A 20,724-nucleotide genomic window follows, 5' to 3' on the forward strand; every position below is an offset into this window, starting at 1 on the left:
AAGATACCAAATCCGGCAATAAAGCCGTTACGCCCTATTGCCGGATAAAAAATCAACCAAACCAGTTTTATATTACTAAATAGCCCAGTTTTATAATCTAAATAACAATGCCAATACGATCCTGTCCTCAGACTTCACCAGGTCCGGACGCCAATCTGCAGGCAGCGGGGTGGTGGTGTAACCATTAGGAGAGGTTACGCCGCCGGGACCTGCAAAATAGGGTACATTGGCATGTCTGTGCACATATTCTATACGGAACAGCAGGCTCTGATTCGGCATCCAGTCCAGGTTAGTGGAGCAATCCCAGGCTTTGAACTGATCGCCCGGGTTGGCGCTGAAAGGATAGAGGCCTTCCGTTTTGGTAGGATCTACCGGGTTAGGCAGCGGACTGGCCTGACCGGTAGGGTACAACACCAGGTAACGTCCCGGGTTGTTCATAATACCGCCGCCCACTGTCCATGCAAATTTGTTCTTGTAAAACCAGATACGGTTATAGATCATACCACTCGCAAAGTATTGAGCAGGGCCTTTTGCAGAGTCAGCGCTGAAACCGTTTACGCCGCCGCCTTTTTCAAAGCCTACGTCGCCCGTCAGGGAGAACGCCATTTTGCTGATCCCTTTTGATTTAGGGCGGTTATAATACCTTACCATTAAGCTGTTATCTGAGTGGAAACGCTTGCGGTCCGGCAGACCGGCGGCATCCGTTCCATAGTAGTCATTGGTCAGGATCTTGAAATTGCTGGTCGGGTTCCAGGTAATGTTGGCGCCAAATCCGGGCATGCTGTTAAACTTACCATAACTCTGCCAGCCGTTAATGATCCAGGGCTCAATTTTCAAAGTTTTGCTGGGGAAGATCTGGATACGTACCCCGTTAAAGAACCAGGGAGTATTATCAGAAGTGTAGGAAGCCTGGTATTCCCAGTTCTCTACCTGGTAGTAGGAGTTCAGGCCAATATAAGACATGAACAAACCTGCATCGATATTGATACCATACCATTTGTTAATATGATAACCTACATAGGCTTCACTTAAATAACGGTACACATCTGCCAGCTTATATTGTCCCCTGTAGGGGCTAAGATCGTTCCTGGGCACTACAACGCTGCGGGTACCAAACTGCAGTAATACTTTAGCCCTGGCGTTGTTGTAGTTAAACTCGCCGCCAAGGCTTAACTGCGAAAGTTCCACCTCATTATTGCGGGCCAGGGCGGTAGAGCCCACTACGGTGTTATCATTAGGGCTATTGAACGAATGGGTGTAGTTCAGGTCCATCATGAGGATGGGCGTAAAATATTTGGTCTGGAAAGGAACGGAATCCCTGCGGTCATTACCATTCTGCCAGTTTGTTTCAATACCGTCCAGCGGTACCTTTGGTTGAGTAGCATCCTGGGCAACTGCATGCAGGCCTGTTATACCTAACAGGGCTGCGCTCACTAGAAATTGTTTCATATAGTTTTATTATTGGAAAGATTGCATTGGTGACTGTTCTATACTGGACACTCCTGAGATATTTGATTGTTACAATAAGCGTTTAAAAGTGGCGCTGCCGCTACCCTTTCAGTAGCGGAGCGCCGGGCACTTTACTTAAGCAGGGTTAAACACTTTCATAGGCTAGAGGATATAGATTATTAAACGCATGAAAAAAACACTATTTAAGATCGTCCAGCGCAATATTCAACTGCAGCACATTCACTTTGGACGGGCCTAACATACCCAGTAAAGGACCTTTGGTATATTGATCTACCAGGGCATGTAAACGGGTGGCAGGGATGCCGCGTATTTTGGCAATACGCGCTACCTGTATATCTGCCGCTGCGGGCGACAGGTCCGGGTCCAGACCGCTGGCAGATGCGGTAACCAGTTCCACCGGTATATCTTCCTTCCGCACGCCGGGATTATGCACCAGGAAAGTGTCGATCCTCTCCTGTACCGTCTTCAGGTAATCCGGGTTAGCCGCTCCCTTGTTTGAACCGCCGGAACCGGCCGCATTGTAATCAACAGCAGAAGGCCTTGACCAGAAATATTTATCGCCTGTAAATTTTTGTCCTATGTTGGCATAGCCCACTATACGGCCATTGTGTGTTACCGTTTCGCCATCCCCCTTACCAGGCGCCATTTTAGCAATAGCGGAGATAAACAGGGGGAAGATGCCGGCCAGTACTACGATCAGCACCACAGTTAATCTTATAGCAGGCAAAATGTATCGTTTCATTGGGTGATTTTTAATGATTTAAAAGAATACGCTTACTACCAGGTCTATCAGCTTAATACCTATAAAAGGCACTATAATACCGCCTACGCCATAGATCAGCAGATTACGCCGCAGCAGCGCGCTGGCCCCTATGGGCTTGTACGCTACGCCCCTTAATGCCAGGGGTATCAGCAGCGGGATAATGATGGCGTTAAAGATCACCGCACTGAGGATAGCAGATTCCGGGCTATGCAGCTTCATAATGTTGATGCCTTGCAGCGCGGGTATGGAGGCAATGAACAGCGCGGGTACAATGGCAAAGTATTTAGCCACGTCATTGGCAATGGAGAAAGTGGTTAAGGTACCGCGTGTCATTAGCAGCTGTTTGCCTATTTCCACGATCTCGATCAGTTTGGTGGGATCGTTATCCAGGTCTACCATGTTGCCGGCCTCTTTAGCGGCCTGGGTACCACTGTTCATAGCCACGCCTACATCTGCCTGGGCCAGTGCCGGCGCATCGTTGGTACCGTCGCCCATCATGGCTACCAGGCGGCCTTCTGTCTGCTCTTTTTTAATGTAGTGCATCTTGTCTTCCGGCTTGGCTTCGGCAATAAAATCATCCACACCGGCTTTGGTAGCTATATATTTGGCGGTTAAAGGGTTATCACCTGTTACCATCACTGTTTTCACACCCATCTTACGCAGGCGTTCAAAACGTTCCTGTATGCCTGGTTTGATGATATCCTGCAGTTCTATTACGCCCTGCACTTTATTATTGAGGGCCACTACCAGAGGCGTACCACCATTCTTGGAGATGGTTTGCACCCAGGCCAGCGTTTCTGCTGGGAAATCGTTCCCCGCATTGGCAGCCATATTGCGGATAGCATCATAAGCCCCTTTACGGATCCGGGTGCCGTCTCTCAGATCAATACCGCTGCTGCGGGTCTCTGCGGTGAACTTTATCATGGAGGCCCCATCCGTAGAGAGTTTATTCACGATGTCCTTACCGGCCAGTTCCACGATGGATTTACCTTCCGGGGTATCGTCAGAAAGGGAGCTAAGCGCGCACAGGCGGATGAACTCTTCCTTAACTACCCCATTGGTAGCGTAGAAATTGGTGGCCTTACGGTTACCGATGGTGATGGTACCGGTTTTATCCAGCAACAGCACATCTACATCGCCGGCGGTTTCTACGGCCTTACCGGATTTGGTGATCACATTGGCCCGCAGGGCGCGGTCCATACCCGCAATACCAATGGCAGATAACAGACCGCCGATAGTAGTAGGTATCAGACACACAAACAGTGAAATGAAGGCTGCAATAGTAATAGGGGTTTGCGCATAGTCTGCGAAAGGCTTCAACGTTACGCACACGATAATGAACACCAGGGTAAAGCTGGCCAGCAGAATGGTGAGCGCAATCTCGTTGGGCGTTTTCTGACGGCTGGCGCCTTCTACCAGGGCAATCATTTTGTCCAGGAAAGACTCGCCAGGCTCTGTGCTTACCTGTACCGTAATACGGTCGCTCAGTACCTTGGTGCCGCCTACTACGCTGGATTTATCACCGCCGGCCTCGCGGATCACCGGGGCGCTTTCACCGGTGATGGCAGATTCGTCTATGCTCGCAAGCCCTTTAATGATCTCACCGTCTGCGGGTACAATATCACCCGGCTCACACACAAATACATCGCCTTTACGCAGGCGGGAGGAGGATACGATCTTGATCTCATTGGTAAAGATCTCGCCTACTGCTTGTATCAGTTTGGCAGGGGTTTCCTCGCGGGTCTTGCGCAGGCTTTCCGCCTGTGCCTTACCCCGGGCTTCTGCAATGGCTTCTGCAAAGTTGGCAAACAGCACTGTCAGGAACAGTACAATAAACACCAGCAGGTTATAGGCTGCGCTGCCCTGCTCTTTATTGCCGGTGATCATGGCGTACAGCGTAACAACCAGCATTACGATGGTGCCTATTTCCACGGTGAACATCACCGGGTTTTTTATCATTAACCGGGGGTTAAGCTTTACGAAGGATTGTTTGAGGCTCTCCTTCACCAGCTCTGCCGGGAATAATCTGTTATCTTTATTTCGCTTCATCTGGAAATCATTTGTCTTTATTGTGGCCGCCGGGTCGTCCCTACTACAGGAGGACGCCGGAGCCACGTTTCAATCTATATGTACATCAATGCAGGGAAAGGTATTCTGCTATGGGACCCAGCGTCAGGGCCGGGAAATAAGACAGCGCATTTATGATGATGATCACCGCCAGGGTCACCACCCCAAAAGTGAGCGAGTCTGTTTTAAGCGTACCGGCAGATGCGGGTATATACTTCTTCTTAGCCAGCAGGCCTGCTATCGCCAGCGGTCCTATAATAGGCAGGAAGCGGCCCAGGATCAGCACAAAGCCTGTAGTTATGTTCCAGAAGATATTGTTATCGCCCAGGCCCTCAAAACCAGACCCGTTATTGGCATTGGCAGAAGTATACTCGTATAACATTTCAGAGAACCCATGATAACCGGGGTTATTAAGCCAGGCCGATGGTTTCACCGCCCAATCCGCATCCGGATGATGCGCCAGCACATAGGAGGAAAGCGCCGTACCGGCCAGTATCAGGAAAGGGGACAGCAGGGTGATGAGCGCCGCGATCTTTACTTCCCGCGCTTCCAGCTTATGGCCCATGAACTCCGGCGTACGGCCTACCATCAACCCGGAGATAAATACCGCTATGATGATGTAGACAAAGTAGTTCAGGAAGCCAACACCGCAACCACCGTAGAAACTGTTGATCATCATGCCCAGCAGCTGCATTAAACCGCTCACCGGCATGGTGCTATCGTGCCAGGCGTTCACAGAGCCGGTGGAGATGATCGTGGTAACAACGCTCCAGTATGCGGAGCCGGCTGGTCCAAAACGCACCTCCTTGCCTTCCATGGCCCCGGTTGGCTGTGTAACGCCCATGTGGGCAATAGCAGGGTTTCCGTTCACCTCTGTTATAATGGTAGGTATCAGCAGGCATAACATGCCTATGGTCATGATACCAAAGACGACATACGCAAATTTCTTCCGGCGGATAAAATAGCCCAGGGCAAAGATCATCGCGATGGGTATGATCACCTGCGCCACCATTTCCGTGATATAAGTGATATAGTTAGGATTTTCCAGCGGATGGGAGGAGTTAGCGCCAAACCAGCCGCCACCATTCGTACCCAGGTGTTTAATAGCGATCATACCGGCCGCGGGACCGCGGGATACATTCACTGTATCGCCCTGCATGCTTACATAGGAACCTTTGCCCTTGTAGCTGGCCGGCGTACCGTTAAATGCCAGGATAATAGCCATTACGATAGAAAGCGGTAACAGCAGGCGGGTAATGCTTTTTACAAAAAACTCCCAGAAGTTGCCCAGCTTATCGGTGGTCTTTTCCCGCAGGGCTTTGAGCACTACCACTAAAGCGGCAATACCGGTAGCGGCGCTTACAAATTGCAGGAAGGCCAGTACAAACAGCTGTGAAAAATAGCTTACGCCGCTTTCGCCGGAGTAATGCTGCAGGTTACAGTTCACCACAAAACTGATGGCCGTATTAAAGGCCAGGTCAGGCGTTTGACCCGGGTTGCCATCAGGGTTCAGCGGCAGATGATCCTGGAAGATCAGCACAAAAAAGGCATATACAAACCACACCAGGTTAATGGTGAGCAGGGCCTTCAGGTGCTGTTTCCAGTTCATTTCCTCCCTGGGGTTAATGCCAGAGAGTTTGTAGAATAGGCTCTCCATCGGCGCCATAAAATCAAGCATCGTCCTGTCACCGTTAAATACCTTGGCAATGTATTTTCCCAGTGGCCAGGCTAATAGTAATGTTAGTCCATAGGTAACAATTACGCCTAAAATTTCTGTTGTCATTTTCAATTAACTTTTAGCTGTTATCATTTAATGCTTAGTGGCTAACAGCTGTTGTTTAAAACTTTTCAGGTTTAAGCAGTACGTAGATCATGTACAGGAAAACCAGGATGGACAGGATAAATAATGCGTTCATCATATGTAGATAGCTTTAGCGCTCATTTTGTTGATCATATTTCTTCGAAATAATCTATTGACCGGAAGAACAATACAAAGCAGGCTAAACCTGCCAGTAATAAAAGGATGGTGAACATGGTGGTGTTATTTAAATTAGTTGTGAGTGCCGTTCTGTACGTCCCTGATACGGATATGTTGTAGGGTGGCTGGTAACAGTGCCTTTACCGGATGATTCTCATAAGCGGTATCCAGTAAGGGCGATAACCCATACAGGTATACGCTCTCAATGGCATTCCGCAGCAGGTTGCTGCCATTGCGGTATAATACCGCCGCTATAGTAAAACACTTCTTCGCTTCATTTAGCTGTCCCCCGCGGATCATCCTTTTGGTATAATCCGTAAATACGTGTACTACCTCATACACCGGGGCCGTGATCCGGAACTGCCACATAACATAGGTAAGGCCCGGGATCTGGAGGCTAATAAGCTGTGATATCTTTGAATCTGGTAACATGGTTTGTTGTGTATTGTTACGGGCATAGGTAAGCGATTGTAATGCCAGGAGTGGGTAAGGGGAACAAACAACAACGCAACAAACTGATTATTAACTAATAATAATCAACAGTGACTAAAATGGCTATTGTGCCAAATTATAAAACCATGCAGAAATGGAAAGGTAGGTGCAGAAACGGGTGGGGGTTAACTAAACAAATACAACACATCTTCCTTCGTCAGCTTCTTGATAAACCCGGTATCATCGGCAATAATATCCTTCACCAGGGATTTTTTACGCTCCTGCAACTGCAATATCTTCTCCTCTACCGTGTCCTTACAGATCATACGATAAGCGAAAATGTTCTTTGTCTGGCCAATACGGTGGGTACGGTCAATGGCCTGTTGTTCTACGGCGGGGTTCCACCAGGGGTCCACAATGTATACATAATCCGCGGCGGTGAGGTTTAGACCTACGCCACCGGCCTTCAGGGAGATCAGGAACACCCGGCATTCCTCGTTGTTCTGGAAGTTCTGGATGGCCCTTTCCCTCTCTATAGTACTGGTGCTGCCGTCAAAATATTCAAAAGGTATCTTTAAATGCTGCAGGCGGTCCTTAATAAGCGCCAGCATGCCCAGGAACTGGGAAAACACCAGCACCTTATGGTTGCTGATATTCTCAGACATCTCACGGGTGAGCTCATGCAGCTTTACAGAATGGTTGGGATACTGTTCAGATTCATTGAGGATAGCAGGCGAGTCGCAGATCTGCCGCAGCTTCATCAGGCCCTGCAGGATGGTAAGCTGGGAGCGTTCCATACCCTGGTCCTCTATTACGCCCAGGATCTTGGAGCGGTAGGTATTACGGTAGGCGTCATAAATATGCCGCTGTTCCGCATCCATTTCGCAAAAGATCACGGTTTCTATCTTTTCCGGCAGCTCTTTGGCCACCTGTTCTTTGGTACGGCGTAAGATAAACGGATAGATGAGCTTACGCAGATGGTCTTTCCGTTCTTCGTCCTGGAACTTATCGATAGGTGTGGCAAACTCATTCCTGAAAAAGTCTACGCTACCCAGCATGCCGGGGTTCAGGAAGTTCATCTGCGCATAAATGTCAAACGTATTGTTCTGCATAGGCGTACCGCTCAGCGCCAGGCGGTTACGTGTATGCAACAGCTGGGCAGCCTTGGTTACCTTGCTCTGCGGGTTCTTGATGGCCTGGGATTCATCCAGTATCACGTAGTCAAATTCCATCTTCATCAGGAGCTGCACATCACTGCGCAGGGTGCCATAGGTGGTGATGATAATGTCTGACTTCTGCAGCTCTTCCGCATCTTTTTGCCGCGCCGGGCCATGGTGGATGTGGTAACGCATGGTGGGGGTGAACTTCTTGATCTCGTTCTCCCAGTTATAGATCAGCGTGGTAGGACATACTACCAGCGCCAGGCATTTATCGTTATGCGCGTTCTTATAATGCTGTATAAAGGTGAGGGCCTGTATGGTCTTACCAAGACCCATATCGTCTGCCAGTATACCGCCCCATTTCACTTCATCCAGGTAATTCAGCCACTGGAAACCGCTCTCCTGGTAAGGGCGCAGGGTGGCATTCAGGTTTTCAGGCAGGGTAATGTTCCGGATCTCATCAAACTGCAGCAGCTTTTTACGCTTCTGCTCCAGCTCTATTACAATGGCTTCATCATCTATGAACTCAAACAGTTCATCTATTACGCTGAAATTGTATTTGCTCAGCTTTAAGCCCTTATCCTTTTCCTCGCCTATCTTAAACAGCAGGGAGTACTTACGCAGCCATTCTTCCGGCAGCAGGCCCAGGGAACCATCTGCCAGCTGTACATAGTTCTGTTTGTTGGCCAGCGCATGTTTGATATCCTTGATACTCACGCGCTGATCGCCGTACAGTACCTCTATCTGCGCATCAAACCAGTCAATACCGGAGCTGATCTGCAGGTTGGTAACCGGCTTATGGGAGTTAAACTTGAAGTTACGCAGGTTATCAAACCCAAACACCCGCACATTCATCTCCTTCAGCGTATCAAAGAACAGGAAGAACCAGTTGTTCTTCAGGGCTTCTTTGGAGCGCAGGTAAAAATAATTGTTGCTGGATGGCTGGCTGAAATTAGTGTGCAGCGCCCTTAGCTGTTCTACAAACTGCTGTTCTGCCTCCTTGTTACGGTGGATGATCAGCACTTTATTACCTTCCTGCACGGTGATGCGGGTATCATCATTCCACTCCACTTCATGCCCATGATAGGCAAAACCGGGTTGGATGATGAATGTTTCGCCCATCTCTTTCAGGTACACCCGGCATTCCGGCACAATATCATCTACTTCCGCCAGCAGGGAGGCGTCAAACTGTATATCATACTGCCGGCTTAAAGGCAGCAGGTAATCTTTAAGGTAGGTACCCCATTCCGCCACGGGTATGCGCAAACGGCCATTCTGGCGGAACAGCTCAATATGCAGCGCATCCTGGGCATTGGCAAACAGGTGCAGCATGCCTTTGTACAGGAAGATGAGGGAGCTTTCCCATTCATTTTCCGTTACATTCACCAGTTCCCCTTCTATGTTCACATAACAGCAGATCTCCACCTCTTTTTCGCCGGTCTTTGTTTTAAACACCGGTTGTAAACGGGCGGCGCCCAACTGTATAGGCAACAGGTGACGGGTCTTGAATATCTGCCGGTTGGGCAGCATAAATATCAGCCCATGCTCTGCCAGCACCGGGAACAGTTTATCGAACCTGGGATGCAGGTATTCCAGCATCAGCTCTTTTGTTTCCGTGGGCAGCTCTTCAGAATTATCATGGGTGATGTTTTCCCATATCCCGGCAAAAGGAGAGTTTTTGCTCAGGTATTTGCTCACTTCGGCGGACTGTAACTTACGTATAGGCGAGATCAGTTCGCGGTCTGTTTCTTTATACTGATAAAAATCGACGTACTTGGTAAGATCCAGCTTATTCACCAGGGTTACAAAGCCGTTCTGCTCCTCATTCACCTCGCCGCTCACCAGATCCATACGGAAAAATGGATATAACGGCTCATTGCCGTTAAATACCACGCCCAAACGCTGGGTAACGGTAATGCCTGCCGGCGGAGGGGGCGGAGGCGCTTGTTGCCGGCTGCTACCGTTCACGGGGCCTTCTACGCGTTTGATGCTGGGATCCAGCACCCGCAGGAAAGGTTTGCCCTCCATATAGGAAAACGTGAATTTCCCTTCCAGGTTATCCGACAGGGAATAACCATAAGAGGCCAGCAGTTTGTTCTTTTCTTTGTCCCAGTTACGGAGGGTATCAAAATAGAAGGGCCCGTTGGCCTGCAGCAATTGCAGGAACAGGGCTGTTTTATGTTTGCACAGCGGATGCTCCGTTTCATCGCAGGTGCAATGTGTATCAAAATTACGTTCCTCATTCCGCTGTATGATCAGCGGAAATTCCTCTCCATCCAGCGTTAACGTGGCCTCCACCTTCTCATCCTTGGCGCTGCGTACCTTGATCTTATGCTTCTGCAGTATCTTCTCTGCATCTGCAAAAATGGCCGCAGAGGTCAGAAGTTTAATACTCTTGAGGTCGATGGATTTCATCTTTATCAGCGTATGATGCTGATTATACTGCGTTTCAAAGGCGTCGAAATGATTCTTGTCCAGCATTTCCTGTAGCTGGAACAAGGCGGCTGCCTCATGGCGGCAAATATCCCCCAGGTTATAGGGGCATTGGCAGCGCACAGACATACCGGATATTTCGTGGTATTTGGCAATGGTAACTTTGTAGTAGTTGGCGTGTGTATCGCTTTTTACCCGGAAAGAGGCGGATTTAAGTACGGGATCGGCTTCCAGCAGCTCTACCCCCCCTGTCGCAAAGATGCGTTTACCCCTTCGGATCACCTCATCAGTGCCGTTATTATAAACGTATTTTAATAACTGGGGTAGCGACATAATTCTACACTAAAATATTTAGCACCTCTTAAAAAGGCAATCCACAAAAGTAAGCAGAATTTTTGGAATAGTCTACAGCGTGAGGGGTGTAGCGCAAAGGTGTAACGTAATATTAACGCTGGCCGGCAGCTATCTAAAAAGGAATATTTATGCTTTGTTGTATGATAGAGAGGCGGTTACAGGCAGATCGCCCGCCGGCGGCCATCCGGGATGGGGTAATGGCGGAGGGTATAGCAGCATTAAATAAATGTAAATATTAACTAAAGAAAAGCGGGAACTGGCAGATGGTCTAACAACCCGGAACTGGTCATCCTTATGGGAATCTTATCTCCGGCGCCATATCGCATTCCCATATGCCATCCATATGCCACTTATATAACACCCATATGCAACCCATATATTTGCCCATAAACCGGGCATTTTAACAGGGTTCAGCAAGCAAAACGCCCTATGGTAGCCCATTATTCGTATATCCGCAGGTACCGTTCAATGGAAAAATCCACTGCCTCACGGCCATTGGCGCGGATCACACGTCCAAATGCGCCGTACACCGCATCGTATGGCAGGGGCTGTACCGCGGCCTGTATCTGCAGGATGTCCCGTTTAGGCAGGGGTATCAGGTTGGGATAGCTGTACATAAAGGAAACCGTCTTCAGATCAGGGGATACCTGTATAATATCGCCCACCAATAAAGCCCCTTTACCCTCATGTCCGGCCGGCCAGTGCAGGATATTGCCACCGGGGAAATGCCCGCCGCAGAGCACCAGCCGTATATCGTCCCACAGGGGCTGTTCTGCCCCTTCCCACAGCCGTATCACCGGATCAGTACGCCCCAGCCACTGGCTGTCAAGGGCATGCACATATACCGGGGCCTTGTTAAAGGCATGACTCCATTCTACGATGGTAGAAAAATAATGCGGATGGGAGATAGCAATGGCGTGTATGCCACCCAGGTGTTGTATCAGGTCGATAGTAGAGGCGTCCAGGTTAGTGATGCAGTCCCAGAGGATATTGCCGCCCGGCGTGATCAGCAGGTAGGCCCGCTGGCCTATGGCAAAAGAGGGGGTGGTATAGATGGCGTACAGGTTCGGGGCCACTTTTTCGATAATATTCCGGTGCTGGCGGGTCACTTGTTCCAGCGTGGTCCAGGATTGCCCGCCAGGCCCTACATACTGCCGGTCATCCTCACAAACCGGGCACTGTGCCGACGGCTGGCTGGTTTCGTTATATTGAATACCGCAGGTAGTACAGATGTAATGCATAATGTGCTGATGTGCTAATATGCCGATGTGCTAATGATGGATATATACCGCTGCAAATGTAGGCAAAACAATGTGCTGATTGGCCAACCTGGCTATTTAACTTAAACATTAAACATTCGATCAGTACATTAGCACATCGGCGCATTAACCAGCTCCCCATCCCGCAGCAACGGCAGCACATTCGCGCCATCCGGGGTCAGGCAGTAACGTATATCCTTTTCTAACCCATAACGCGCCAGGCGCTGATAATGTGAGGCCTGTTGCATAAAGCCGAACAGATCATCTTTGGCAAGATTATACAGGGTCTGGGCTGCCAGGGCAGAGTCGCAGTTCACATTAAAATGATCACGGATCCGGCTCACCACCGCACCGGCAAACAGGGTATCTTCCATATTCACCCGGTCTTTCCAGGCGGCGCAACCCAGTATCACGTTCTTACCCTGGGCTACCAGGTAATCACATACGGCAGAAAGATTAGGGAAAGAGCCGGTAACGATCTGTATGGCGTCTTTGGCCATATGCAGCAGTTTGGTACCATTGGTAGTGGTCAGCACCAGTACCTTACCTTCCACAAAATCCCGGGGATATTCAAAGGGGGAGTTACCGTATTCCAGGCCTTCGGCAATCTTACCGTCACGTTCACCGGCGGTAATGGCGCCCAATTGTTTGCCAATATTCACACATTCCGCTACGGAGGCTACCGGTATCACTTTGGCGGCGCCGTTATACAAAGCCGTACAGATGGTAGAGGTGGCCCTCAGCACGTCAATGATCACCACAATACTGTTCTTCACATCGTATAGGTGCAATAGGGCCGGCGACAGGCACACTTCCAGCGAAGGCCGCCCTTCGGTACTTTCAGTCATTTATCTGCTTTTATGGTTATTTAGCTGATGACCATCCGTTATGAATGGATCAGCGATATTATCAACATTGTTTCCGGCAGGCGGGCGGTATGCCGGGCAACCATGCGATCTCTTTGCTTACGTAGCCTGCATAATGCCCCTAGCTACCCGCTATTCCAACACTACCCGCCACTTTTCCGTCTCCGCATAGTCCTTTATCACGGTGTTCCGCTGCTCCAGCAGCTTGTACATATAGTTCGCCAGGTAAAACTTCACCACCATACGGCCTATCCAGCCATACGGCGCTTCAAACTCCATCACATCAATGGCAACAGTACCGTTTTCGATCTGTTTGAAATGATGCTCATGGCGCAGGTATTTGAAATCCCCGTGCTCCATTTCATCGCAGAAGTACTCCGGGCCGCGCATATCTGTGATCCGCGAGGTGAACTCCCGCGTTTTACCCAGGTGGCGCGCCCGCCAGGTAACGGTTTCATTAAGCGATATCAGTCCGCTAAGGCGGCCCTTTATGGCCTCCTCCCCCGTGTGCGCCATACTGCGCTTGTGCAGGGTTATACTCCTGCTTAGGTCAAAAACCCGCTCCATTGGTGCATGGATAACGGTTGTCAGATGAATAGTAGGCATAGATATGGTTATAATTTAGCAGTCAGCTGTTAGCCATTAGCCGTTGGCATGTAGCTTTATGGCCCAAACATCAAAAGTTACGTTATGTTATCCCCTCGCCCGCAAAGCTAATCGTCAGCCAGGAACGGTGCTGGTTTCAGCTATGTTAAAAGCCAATAGCTGGTCAGGGAACGGTGCTGCCGTCATAATGCCCCAGGGCTATAAGCGGCGCAGCACAAGTACTGGTCCCCGGCAAAGCCAATAACCAGCCCGGAAACCGCACTGGCCACTCCAAAGCTAACAGCCACCAAAGATCCGCTGCATTAAAGCTAAAAGCTAACAGCTACCCCGTAACAGCTTAACCCAGAAACGGTACCTTCATCACCCTGGCTTTCAGCTGTTTGTCCCTTACAACTATGTAAATCTCGCTGTCCAGCGCCGCATACGGCGTTTTAACATATCCCAGTCCAACGGCCTTCTGCAGGGAAGGTGACTGTGTACCAGAGGTAACACGGCCTATCGTTTCGCCCTGCGCATTCCGGATCTCGTAATCATGGCGGGGAATACCCTTGTCTATCATTTCAAAACCTACCAGCTTTTGTGTAAGGCCGGCGGCTTTCTGTTTTTCGATGATCTCCCGGGCGGTAAAGTCCTTTGTGAACTTGGTGATCCAGCCCAAGCCCGCTTCCAGCGGCGAAGTACGGTCGTCAATATCGTTACCGTACAGGCAAAAACCCATTTCCAGCCGTAATGTATCACGTGCGCCCAGCCCTATCGGTTTCAGCCCCTTGGGCGCGCCGGCTTCAAAGATAGCATCCCAGATCTTTTCTGCGGCGCCATCTTTATCCTCAAAATAGATCTCTATACCACCGGCCCCGGTATAACCGGTGGCGCTCATCAGCACATTAGGCACCCCTGCAAAAACGCCTTTCGCGAAGGTGTAGTATTTCAGGTTCACAATATCTATATCCGTAAGGGGCTGCAGGATGCTGGCGGCATTAGGGCCCTGTATGGCCAGCAGGCAGGTTTTTTCGGAAATATCATGCATTTCCACCCCTTTGGTGTTGTGTTTACTGATCCATTCCCAATCCTTCTCTATATTACTGGCATTCACCACCAGCATATATACCTTGTTCTCTTCAATACAATATACCAGCAGATCATCCACAATACCCCCTTCTGCATTGGGCAGGCAGCTATACTGGGCCTTACCGGCAGTGAGCTTCGAAGCGTCATTGCTGGTCACCCGCTGAATAAGATCCAGCGCATCTGGCCCTTTTAATATAAATTCGCCCATGTGGCTAACGTCAAACACTCCGGCGTTGCTGCGGACGGCCTGGTGTTCTTCATTGATGCCAGTGTACGATACAGGCATATTATAGCCTGCAAAAGGAACCATTTTTGCTCCCAGTGCTACATGTTTTGGTGTAAACGGCGTGTTTTTGATTGCTGCCATGTTTTGTAATGATTTGGGTATGATTGGTTTTTAAACCCGGCAAAAATAACGGGAAATTCGAAATTTGGTGTAATAATTGCACTTTACCCGGCACTTTCATGGACAGCACCTAATTTTGTACCGGATCTCATGTGCTGGTGCAAGGTTACCTGGAATACCTGATACATCCATCCAAAAATCTCAAATGAAAAAGACCACCTGGCTCCTTGTATCTTTATTGGTGGCAGGGTACTTACCTGCCCAGAAAAAAGCCGACCGGAAAACCCTGGCCAATCTTCAGGCACATGTGAACTATCTCTCCAGCGATAAACTGGAAGGCCGCCGGACCGGCACACCCGGCGAGCAACTGGCGGCAGACTATATTGCTGCCCAGATGAAACAGGAAGGCCTTGTCCCTAAAGGCGATAACGGCTACCTCCAGACATTTACTGTACGCGAAGGCAAGGATATTGCAGACGCTACCCAGCTCACCATTAACCAGGAACGCCTTATACCCGGCGAACAATTTACGCCCCTGCCTTTCAGCGCGGAAAAAACCGCCAAAGGAGAGGTATTGCCACAGGTAAAGGAACCGGATAATATCTGGTTGATAGACGTACAGGAACTGGAGCTCAATCCCCACGACTCCCCCCTGGAAGAATACCGGAAGAACGCCATCGAAGCCGCTAAGAATGGCGCTACCGGCGTTATCTTCTTTAATGCCAAAGAAAGCATCACCACCGCCCTGCAATGGCTGGATACCGATCCTAAAAAGCTGACTATCCCCGTGTTATGGGTAAACAGCACCATCAGCAAAAAGCTGGGCGATGACAATGCCAACGGCTTCCAGATCAATCTGCAGGTGGCCTTTAAACAAACAAAACGCACCGGCACTAACGTGATCGGTTATATTGATAACGGCGCGCCAAAGACCATTGTGCTGGGCGCCCATTTTGATCATTTAGGTTATGGGGAGGATCATAATTCCCTGGCTACCGGCGCTAAAGCCATCCATAACGGGGCAGATGATAATGCCAGCGGCACTGCCGCCCTGCTGGAGCTGGGCCGCCTGCTCAAAGCCAGCCGCCTGCGGAATAATAACTATGTGCTGGTGGCCTTTTCCGGCGAGGAGCTGGGCCTTTTTGGCTCCAAATACTTCACCACGCATACCCCGGTAGACCTGTCGCAGCTAAACTTTATGATCAATATGGACATGGTGGGCCGGCTGGATGCCAGCAAAGGCCTGCAGATAGGCGGCGTAGGCACGTCCCCCTCCTGGGGGCCGCTTTTACAGGCTATACAGGGCGATGGTATTAAGCTGAATTATGACTCATCCGGCGTAGGCCCCTCTGACCATACCTCCTTTTACCGGCAAAAAGTGCCGGTGCTTTTCTTCTTTACCGGCTCGCATGCAGACTATCACAAGCCTACAGACGATGCGGATAAGATCAACTACGAAGGGGAGCTGGCCGTGGTAAAGCTCATCTATCACCTGGTAGAAAAAGCAAACGGTCAGGAGAAGCTGGCTTTTACCCCCACCCGGGAGCCGCAGACCAGCAGCACCCGTTTTTCCGTTACCCTGGGCATTATGCCGGATTACACCTATAACAAGAGCGGGGTAAGGGTGGATGGCGTGTCTGACGGCCGGCCGGCACAAAAAGCGGGACTTGCCACGGGGGATGTGATTGTACAGCTGGGGCATAAGTCCATCACAAATCTCGAAGCATATATGCAGGCATTGTCTACCTTTAAGAAAGGAGATAAAACCACCGTGACCATAAAACGCGGTACCAAACAACAGACTTTTAATATACAATTCTGACCATGCGCTATTTTTTCTTATCTATCCTGCTGCTGGCTGCGTGTAACAATGCCTCCCGCGACCAGCAGAGCACCGGCAATTATGACCTGATCACGCAAAAGGTATATGTGCTCCGCAACGTGAAACCCGCCGCCGGCGATACTGCTGCCGCCGCCGTTCAACAAAAACAGCAGGAAATGATCACTTACCTGGAACAACACCAGTTTACCCGTCATGTGGCCGCCGGCGACAGCCTGCTCTTCCGCCGCACCAACGGCCAGGAAGTACCTATTGAGCTCACCGCACCGCAGGATACCTGGGAAGCCCACACACTCATCGTATTTGATCCGCAAAAGAATCCGCTCTTTATAAATTTGCATAAAGGCACGGAACAGATAGATCAATATCTTAAGTAAAAAACAGGCATGCAGGATAATCTCATCTTACTGGCAGACGCATATAAGTATTCCCATCACAAGCTGTACCTGCCAGGCTCCCAGTACATCTATTCTTACCTGGAGAGCCGCGGCGGCAAATTCGATAACACGGTGTTCTATGGCCTGCAGTATTTGCTGAAAGCCTACCTGCAGGGCCCCGTTATTACCAGAGAAAAGATCGATGAAGCAGCGGCCCTGCTGCCGGAGGTGTTTGGCCGTAATGATATATTTGACCGCAGCAAGTTTGATTATATCCTCGATACGCACGGTGGTCACCTGCCCGTGCGTATAAAAGCAGTGCCGGAAGGTACCGTGGTGCCCGTACGGAATGTGCTCATGACCATTGAGAATACAGACCCGGCCTGCTACTGGCTCACCAATTTCCTGGAAACCCTGCTTATGCAGGTATGGTATCCCTGTACGGTGGCCACCCTTTCCCGCGAGATCCGCAAAACAGTTACCCACTATTACAACGCCACGGCCAGCGCGGCTTCCTTTGCGGGCATAGACCTGGTGCTGAATGATTTTGGCTTCCGCGGCGCAAGCTCCGTAGAAAGTGCCGGCATTGGCGGCAGCGCCCACCTGGTGAACTTCTCCGGTAGTGATACCCTGCCCGCTTCCGTATTTGCCAAACGTTATTATAATGCGCCTACCGCGCCGGGACTGTCCATTCCCGCTACGGAACACTCTATCGTTACCCTGCTGGGCGAAAAAGGCGAACCGGAGATCTTCCGCCATGTACTGGATACCTTCCCCACAGGGGTGGTGGCCTGCGTATCGGACTCTTACAATATCTTCCGCGCCTGCGAACAGTATTGGGGCGGCCAGCTCAAAGAACAGGTGCTCAACCGCGATGGTGTGCTGGTCATCCGCCCGGACAGCGGCGATCCTATCAAAACTCTGTTAAAGGTGTTTGATATACTGATGACGCAGTTCGGCTGCACCGTCAATGAAAAAGGCTACCGGGTACTCCCGCCGCAGGTACGGGTCATACAGGGCGATGGCGTAAGCCATTCCTCCATAGGCGAGATCTATGCCGCCCTGCAAAAGGCAGGCATCAGCGCGGAGAACCTGGCGCTGGGCATGGGCGGCGCCCTGCTGCAACGCGTAAACCGCGATACGCAGGAGTTTGCCCTTAAAGCCTCCCACGCCATTGTGAATGGACAGGAAATAGACGTGCAGAAAATGCCGGTGGAACTGGATGCACAGGGCCAGCTACGCACCTCCTTTAAGCAGTCTAAAGCCGGCCGGTTAAAACTGGTACAGGAAGATGATACTTACCGTACCCTGGAGCAGGGGGAAGCGCCCGGGCTAAAAGATGAACTGGAATTGGTTTTTGAGAATGGGGTGGTGGTAACAGAACACCGTTTTGAGGAAGTAAGGCAAAGGGCCAGGGCAGGTATCGTTTGATGAATGCCAGCGGCAGGCCACCCACCCAATACCTTATTCCTGCTCCCACGATCTGCCAATCCCCTTGCTTACCAATTTTTTTACTACTTTTAAAATGGTAAGGCTCAATCTTTGTTAATAATACTGCAATAAATTCACGGTTATGATCGCTGGCTTTGCCAGCTGCTATCACCAATACTGCTATGAAATTGAAGGTTGTCAACCGTTAAATATACCTGTAATAAAGAGGGGCACAGGCGCGAGGATGCAAACCAATGTGAATTATAATGAAAGGGAGTTACTTCTGCTGATAGCCGGCGGAGATGAGCAGGCTTTTGCCGCTGTTTTCCATCATTACCGTAATAACATTTACCGCACCGCCTACCGCCTTACAGATTCCGCCACCACCGCAGAAGATGTGCTGCAGGAGGTATTCCTGGCCATCTGGATGAACCGCGCCGCCCTGCCGGAGATCGGGAACTTTCCCGCCTACCTGCTTACCATTGCCCGTAACCAGATCATCAACTCCTTTAAAAAGGCCTGCCGTCAGCAGGATGCCGTACTGGCCCTTTCCGGTATGCCCGCCCTTAATACTACAGACCCGGACCAGCGCCTGCAGGAGCAGGAATATGATAAATTGCTGCAACAGGCCGTAGCCATGCTGCCACCCCGGCAGGCGGAAGTATACCGCATGATAAAAATAGAAGGCCTTTCCCGCTTCCAGGCCGCCCAGCAACTGCAGGTATCCCCGGAAACTGTTAAGACCCATATGGAGTTGGCCATTAAAAAGATACGCGCCTTCTGCCTGGCCCATATTGGCCTGCAGCTGTTATGGATGGTGATTACCCGCCTTTTTTAAAAAATATTTTCCCCCGCATTCCCCCAACCGCATTTTTCCGCACTCAATACTATAAAGGGCCCATAAACCCCCTTTGCTCATAATGGCAAATACCCGGCTGGAATACCTGTTCATGCGTCACTACGAAAAAACGGCCACTCCCCAGGAGAAGGAGGAGCTGCTGTCCATGATACAGGACGAAGCACACGCGGCGGAGCTTACCCGCCTGGTGGATGAGGCCCTGCGCCGCCGGGAACCGGCCTTTGAGCTGGAAGACGATAAGGCAGACGCTATCCTGTCTTCCATCCTGCACACCGGATCTGATATTGGGGAGTACAATATGATCAACGTAGCGCCGCCAGCCAGGCGTAGTAAGAATTGGTACTACGCCGCGGCGGCAGCTATACTGCTACTGGGCATAGGCGGCATTTACCGCTGGCTGCAACAGCCGGTACGGGTAACGCCACAGGTAATAACGGCGCCCATGGCAAAAAAGGATGTGGCCCCGGGCACCAATAAGGCCATCCTCACCCTGGCAGACGGCTCCACCATTACCCTGGATGATGCCCATAACGGCGCACTGGCCCAACAGGGTAATGTGCAGGTCATAAAACAGGACAGCGGACAGCTGGCCTACCGCCCCATCAACGGCAACCAGAACAATTCATTACAATACAACACCATCGCTACACCACGAGGGGGACAATACCAGGTGGTTTTACCGGATGGCACTAAAGCGTGGCTCAATGCTTCCAGCTCACTAAAGTATCCTACTGCCTTTACCGGAAACCAGCGGATAGTGGTACTTACGGGGGAAGGCTATTTTGAAGTCGCCAGAAACGAGCAGCAGCCCTTCCTGGTACAGGTCCAGGGGGTAAATGTGGAAGTATTGGGCACGCATTTTAACATTATGGCTTACCCGGACGAAAGCGCCGTTAAAACCACCCTGCTCGAAGGTGCGGTGAAAGTGACCAAAGGCGGCGCTTCCGCGCTGCTTACGCCAGGCCAGCAGGCCAGTATTGGCCCGGAAGGCGCGCGTTTTATTACGAGGACAGTGGACGTGGAGGAAGACATAGCCTGGAAGAACGGCTATATCCAGTTCAGCGACGCCACCCTGCCGGCCATTATGCGCCAGGTATCCCGCTGGTACGATGTAGAGGTAAGTTATGCCAATACCATCCCGCAAAAGGAATTTGCCGGCAAAGTACCACGCACCGTGCCATTATCACAATTACTGAATATGTTACAGTATACGGGCTTACAATTTAAAGTGGAGGGGAATAGGATCACGGTGATCAACTAAAGGATAACACGTACACAGATCAACCAAAAGAAAGGAACAGGCTTAACACAAGAGCAAGTACAGTATAGTATTGTTTCACATCAAAAACAGTCGGCTATAGAGTAAAGAAACAACCACGATTATGATGCCCGTAAAAAAAACCGGAAGCGTTCGC

At 50.4% G+C, this 20,724-nt stretch carries 16 protein-coding genes; 5 read left to right on the forward strand and 11 right to left on the reverse strand.

The window, feature by feature from the left end:
• Positions 1–90 precede the first annotated feature (90 nt).
• The 11 genes from F0L74_RS02515 to gcvT form a co-directional block, all read right to left on the reverse strand.
• Positions 91–1,449: a porin gene (locus F0L74_RS02515; protein WP_149836252.1), complete on the reverse strand. Its 1,359-nt coding sequence runs from the start codon at positions 1,447–1,449 to the stop codon at positions 91–93.
• A 199-nt stretch (positions 1,450–1,648) separates the two neighbouring features.
• Positions 1,649–2,212 carry a K(+)-transporting ATPase subunit C gene (locus F0L74_RS02520; protein ID WP_149836253.1) on the reverse strand — a complete coding sequence of 188 codons (564 nt, stop codon included), beginning with the start codon at positions 2,210–2,212 and terminating at the stop codon, positions 1,649–1,651.
• Positions 2,213–2,230: 18 nt separating this feature from the next.
• Entirely contained in the window at positions 2,231–4,282 is a 2,052-nt protein-coding gene (gene kdpB / locus F0L74_RS02525) for a potassium-transporting ATPase subunit KdpB (RefSeq protein ID WP_149836254.1), read from the reverse strand.
• 85 nt (positions 4,283–4,367) lie between these two features.
• A complete protein-coding gene (gene kdpA, locus F0L74_RS02530) occupies positions 4,368–6,083 on the reverse strand; it encodes a potassium-transporting ATPase subunit KdpA (protein WP_149836255.1) in 1,716 nt (571 codons plus the stop codon).
• Positions 6,084–6,138: 55 nt separating this feature from the next.
• Positions 6,139–6,219 (reverse strand): potassium-transporting ATPase subunit F, encoded by an 81-nt coding sequence (locus tag F0L74_RS02535; protein ID WP_149837212.1) that lies wholly within the window; start codon positions 6,217–6,219, stop codon positions 6,139–6,141.
• A gap of 131 nt (positions 6,220–6,350) precedes the next feature.
• Positions 6,351–6,710: a DUF7674 family protein gene (locus F0L74_RS02540; protein ID WP_149836256.1), complete on the reverse strand. Its 360-nt coding sequence runs from the start codon at positions 6,708–6,710 to the stop codon at positions 6,351–6,353.
• Between the two features lie 185 nt (positions 6,711–6,895).
• A complete protein-coding gene (locus F0L74_RS02545; protein ID WP_149836257.1) occupies positions 6,896–10,636 on the reverse strand; it encodes a DEAD/DEAH box helicase in 3,741 nt (1,246 codons plus the stop codon).
• 461 nt (positions 10,637–11,097) lie between these two features.
• Positions 11,098–11,898 carry an MBL fold metallo-hydrolase gene (locus F0L74_RS02550; RefSeq protein ID WP_149836258.1) on the reverse strand — a complete coding sequence of 267 codons (801 nt, stop codon included), beginning with the start codon at positions 11,896–11,898 and terminating at the stop codon, positions 11,098–11,100.
• Positions 11,899–12,026: 128 nt separating this feature from the next.
• Positions 12,027–12,764 carry a 2-phosphosulfolactate phosphatase gene (locus tag F0L74_RS02555; RefSeq protein WP_149836259.1) on the reverse strand — a complete coding sequence of 246 codons (738 nt, stop codon included), beginning with the start codon at positions 12,762–12,764 and terminating at the stop codon, positions 12,027–12,029.
• A 150-nt stretch (positions 12,765–12,914) separates the two neighbouring features.
• Complete coding sequence (locus F0L74_RS02560) at positions 12,915–13,388, reverse strand: SRPBCC family protein (RefSeq protein WP_149836260.1); 474 nt, start codon at positions 13,386–13,388, stop codon at positions 12,915–12,917.
• Between the two features lie 337 nt (positions 13,389–13,725).
• Positions 13,726–14,823, reverse strand: a complete 1,098-nt coding sequence (gcvT, locus tag F0L74_RS02565; RefSeq protein WP_368732342.1) for a glycine cleavage system aminomethyltransferase GcvT — start codon at positions 14,821–14,823, stop codon at positions 13,726–13,728.
• Between the two features lie 184 nt (positions 14,824–15,007).
• Here gcvT and F0L74_RS02570 point away from each other — a divergent pair, with 184 nt between their 5' ends.
• From F0L74_RS02570 to F0L74_RS02590, 5 genes are all read left to right on the forward strand, one after another.
• Positions 15,008–16,624, forward strand: a complete 1,617-nt coding sequence (locus F0L74_RS02570) for a M28 family peptidase (protein WP_149836261.1) — start codon at positions 15,008–15,010, stop codon at positions 16,622–16,624.
• Between the two features lie 2 nt (positions 16,625–16,626).
• Positions 16,627–17,019, forward strand: a complete 393-nt coding sequence (locus F0L74_RS02575) for a hypothetical protein (protein ID WP_149836262.1) — start codon at positions 16,627–16,629, stop codon at positions 17,017–17,019.
• A 9-nt stretch (positions 17,020–17,028) separates the two neighbouring features.
• Entirely contained in the window at positions 17,029–18,450 is a 1,422-nt protein-coding gene (locus tag F0L74_RS02580; RefSeq protein ID WP_149836263.1) for a nicotinate phosphoribosyltransferase, read from the forward strand.
• 244 nt (positions 18,451–18,694) lie between these two features.
• A complete protein-coding gene (locus F0L74_RS02585; RefSeq protein ID WP_188315827.1) occupies positions 18,695–19,288 on the forward strand; it encodes an RNA polymerase sigma factor in 594 nt (197 codons plus the stop codon).
• 82 nt (positions 19,289–19,370) lie between these two features.
• Positions 19,371–20,570 carry a FecR family protein gene (locus tag F0L74_RS02590; protein ID WP_149836265.1) on the forward strand — a complete coding sequence of 400 codons (1,200 nt, stop codon included), beginning with the start codon at positions 19,371–19,373 and terminating at the stop codon, positions 20,568–20,570.
• The last annotated feature ends 154 nt before the right edge of the window (positions 20,571–20,724 follow it).

This window comes from Chitinophaga agrisoli (assembly GCF_008386695.1).
Lineage (GTDB): Bacteria > Bacteroidota > Bacteroidia > Chitinophagales > Chitinophagaceae > Chitinophaga > Chitinophaga agrisoli.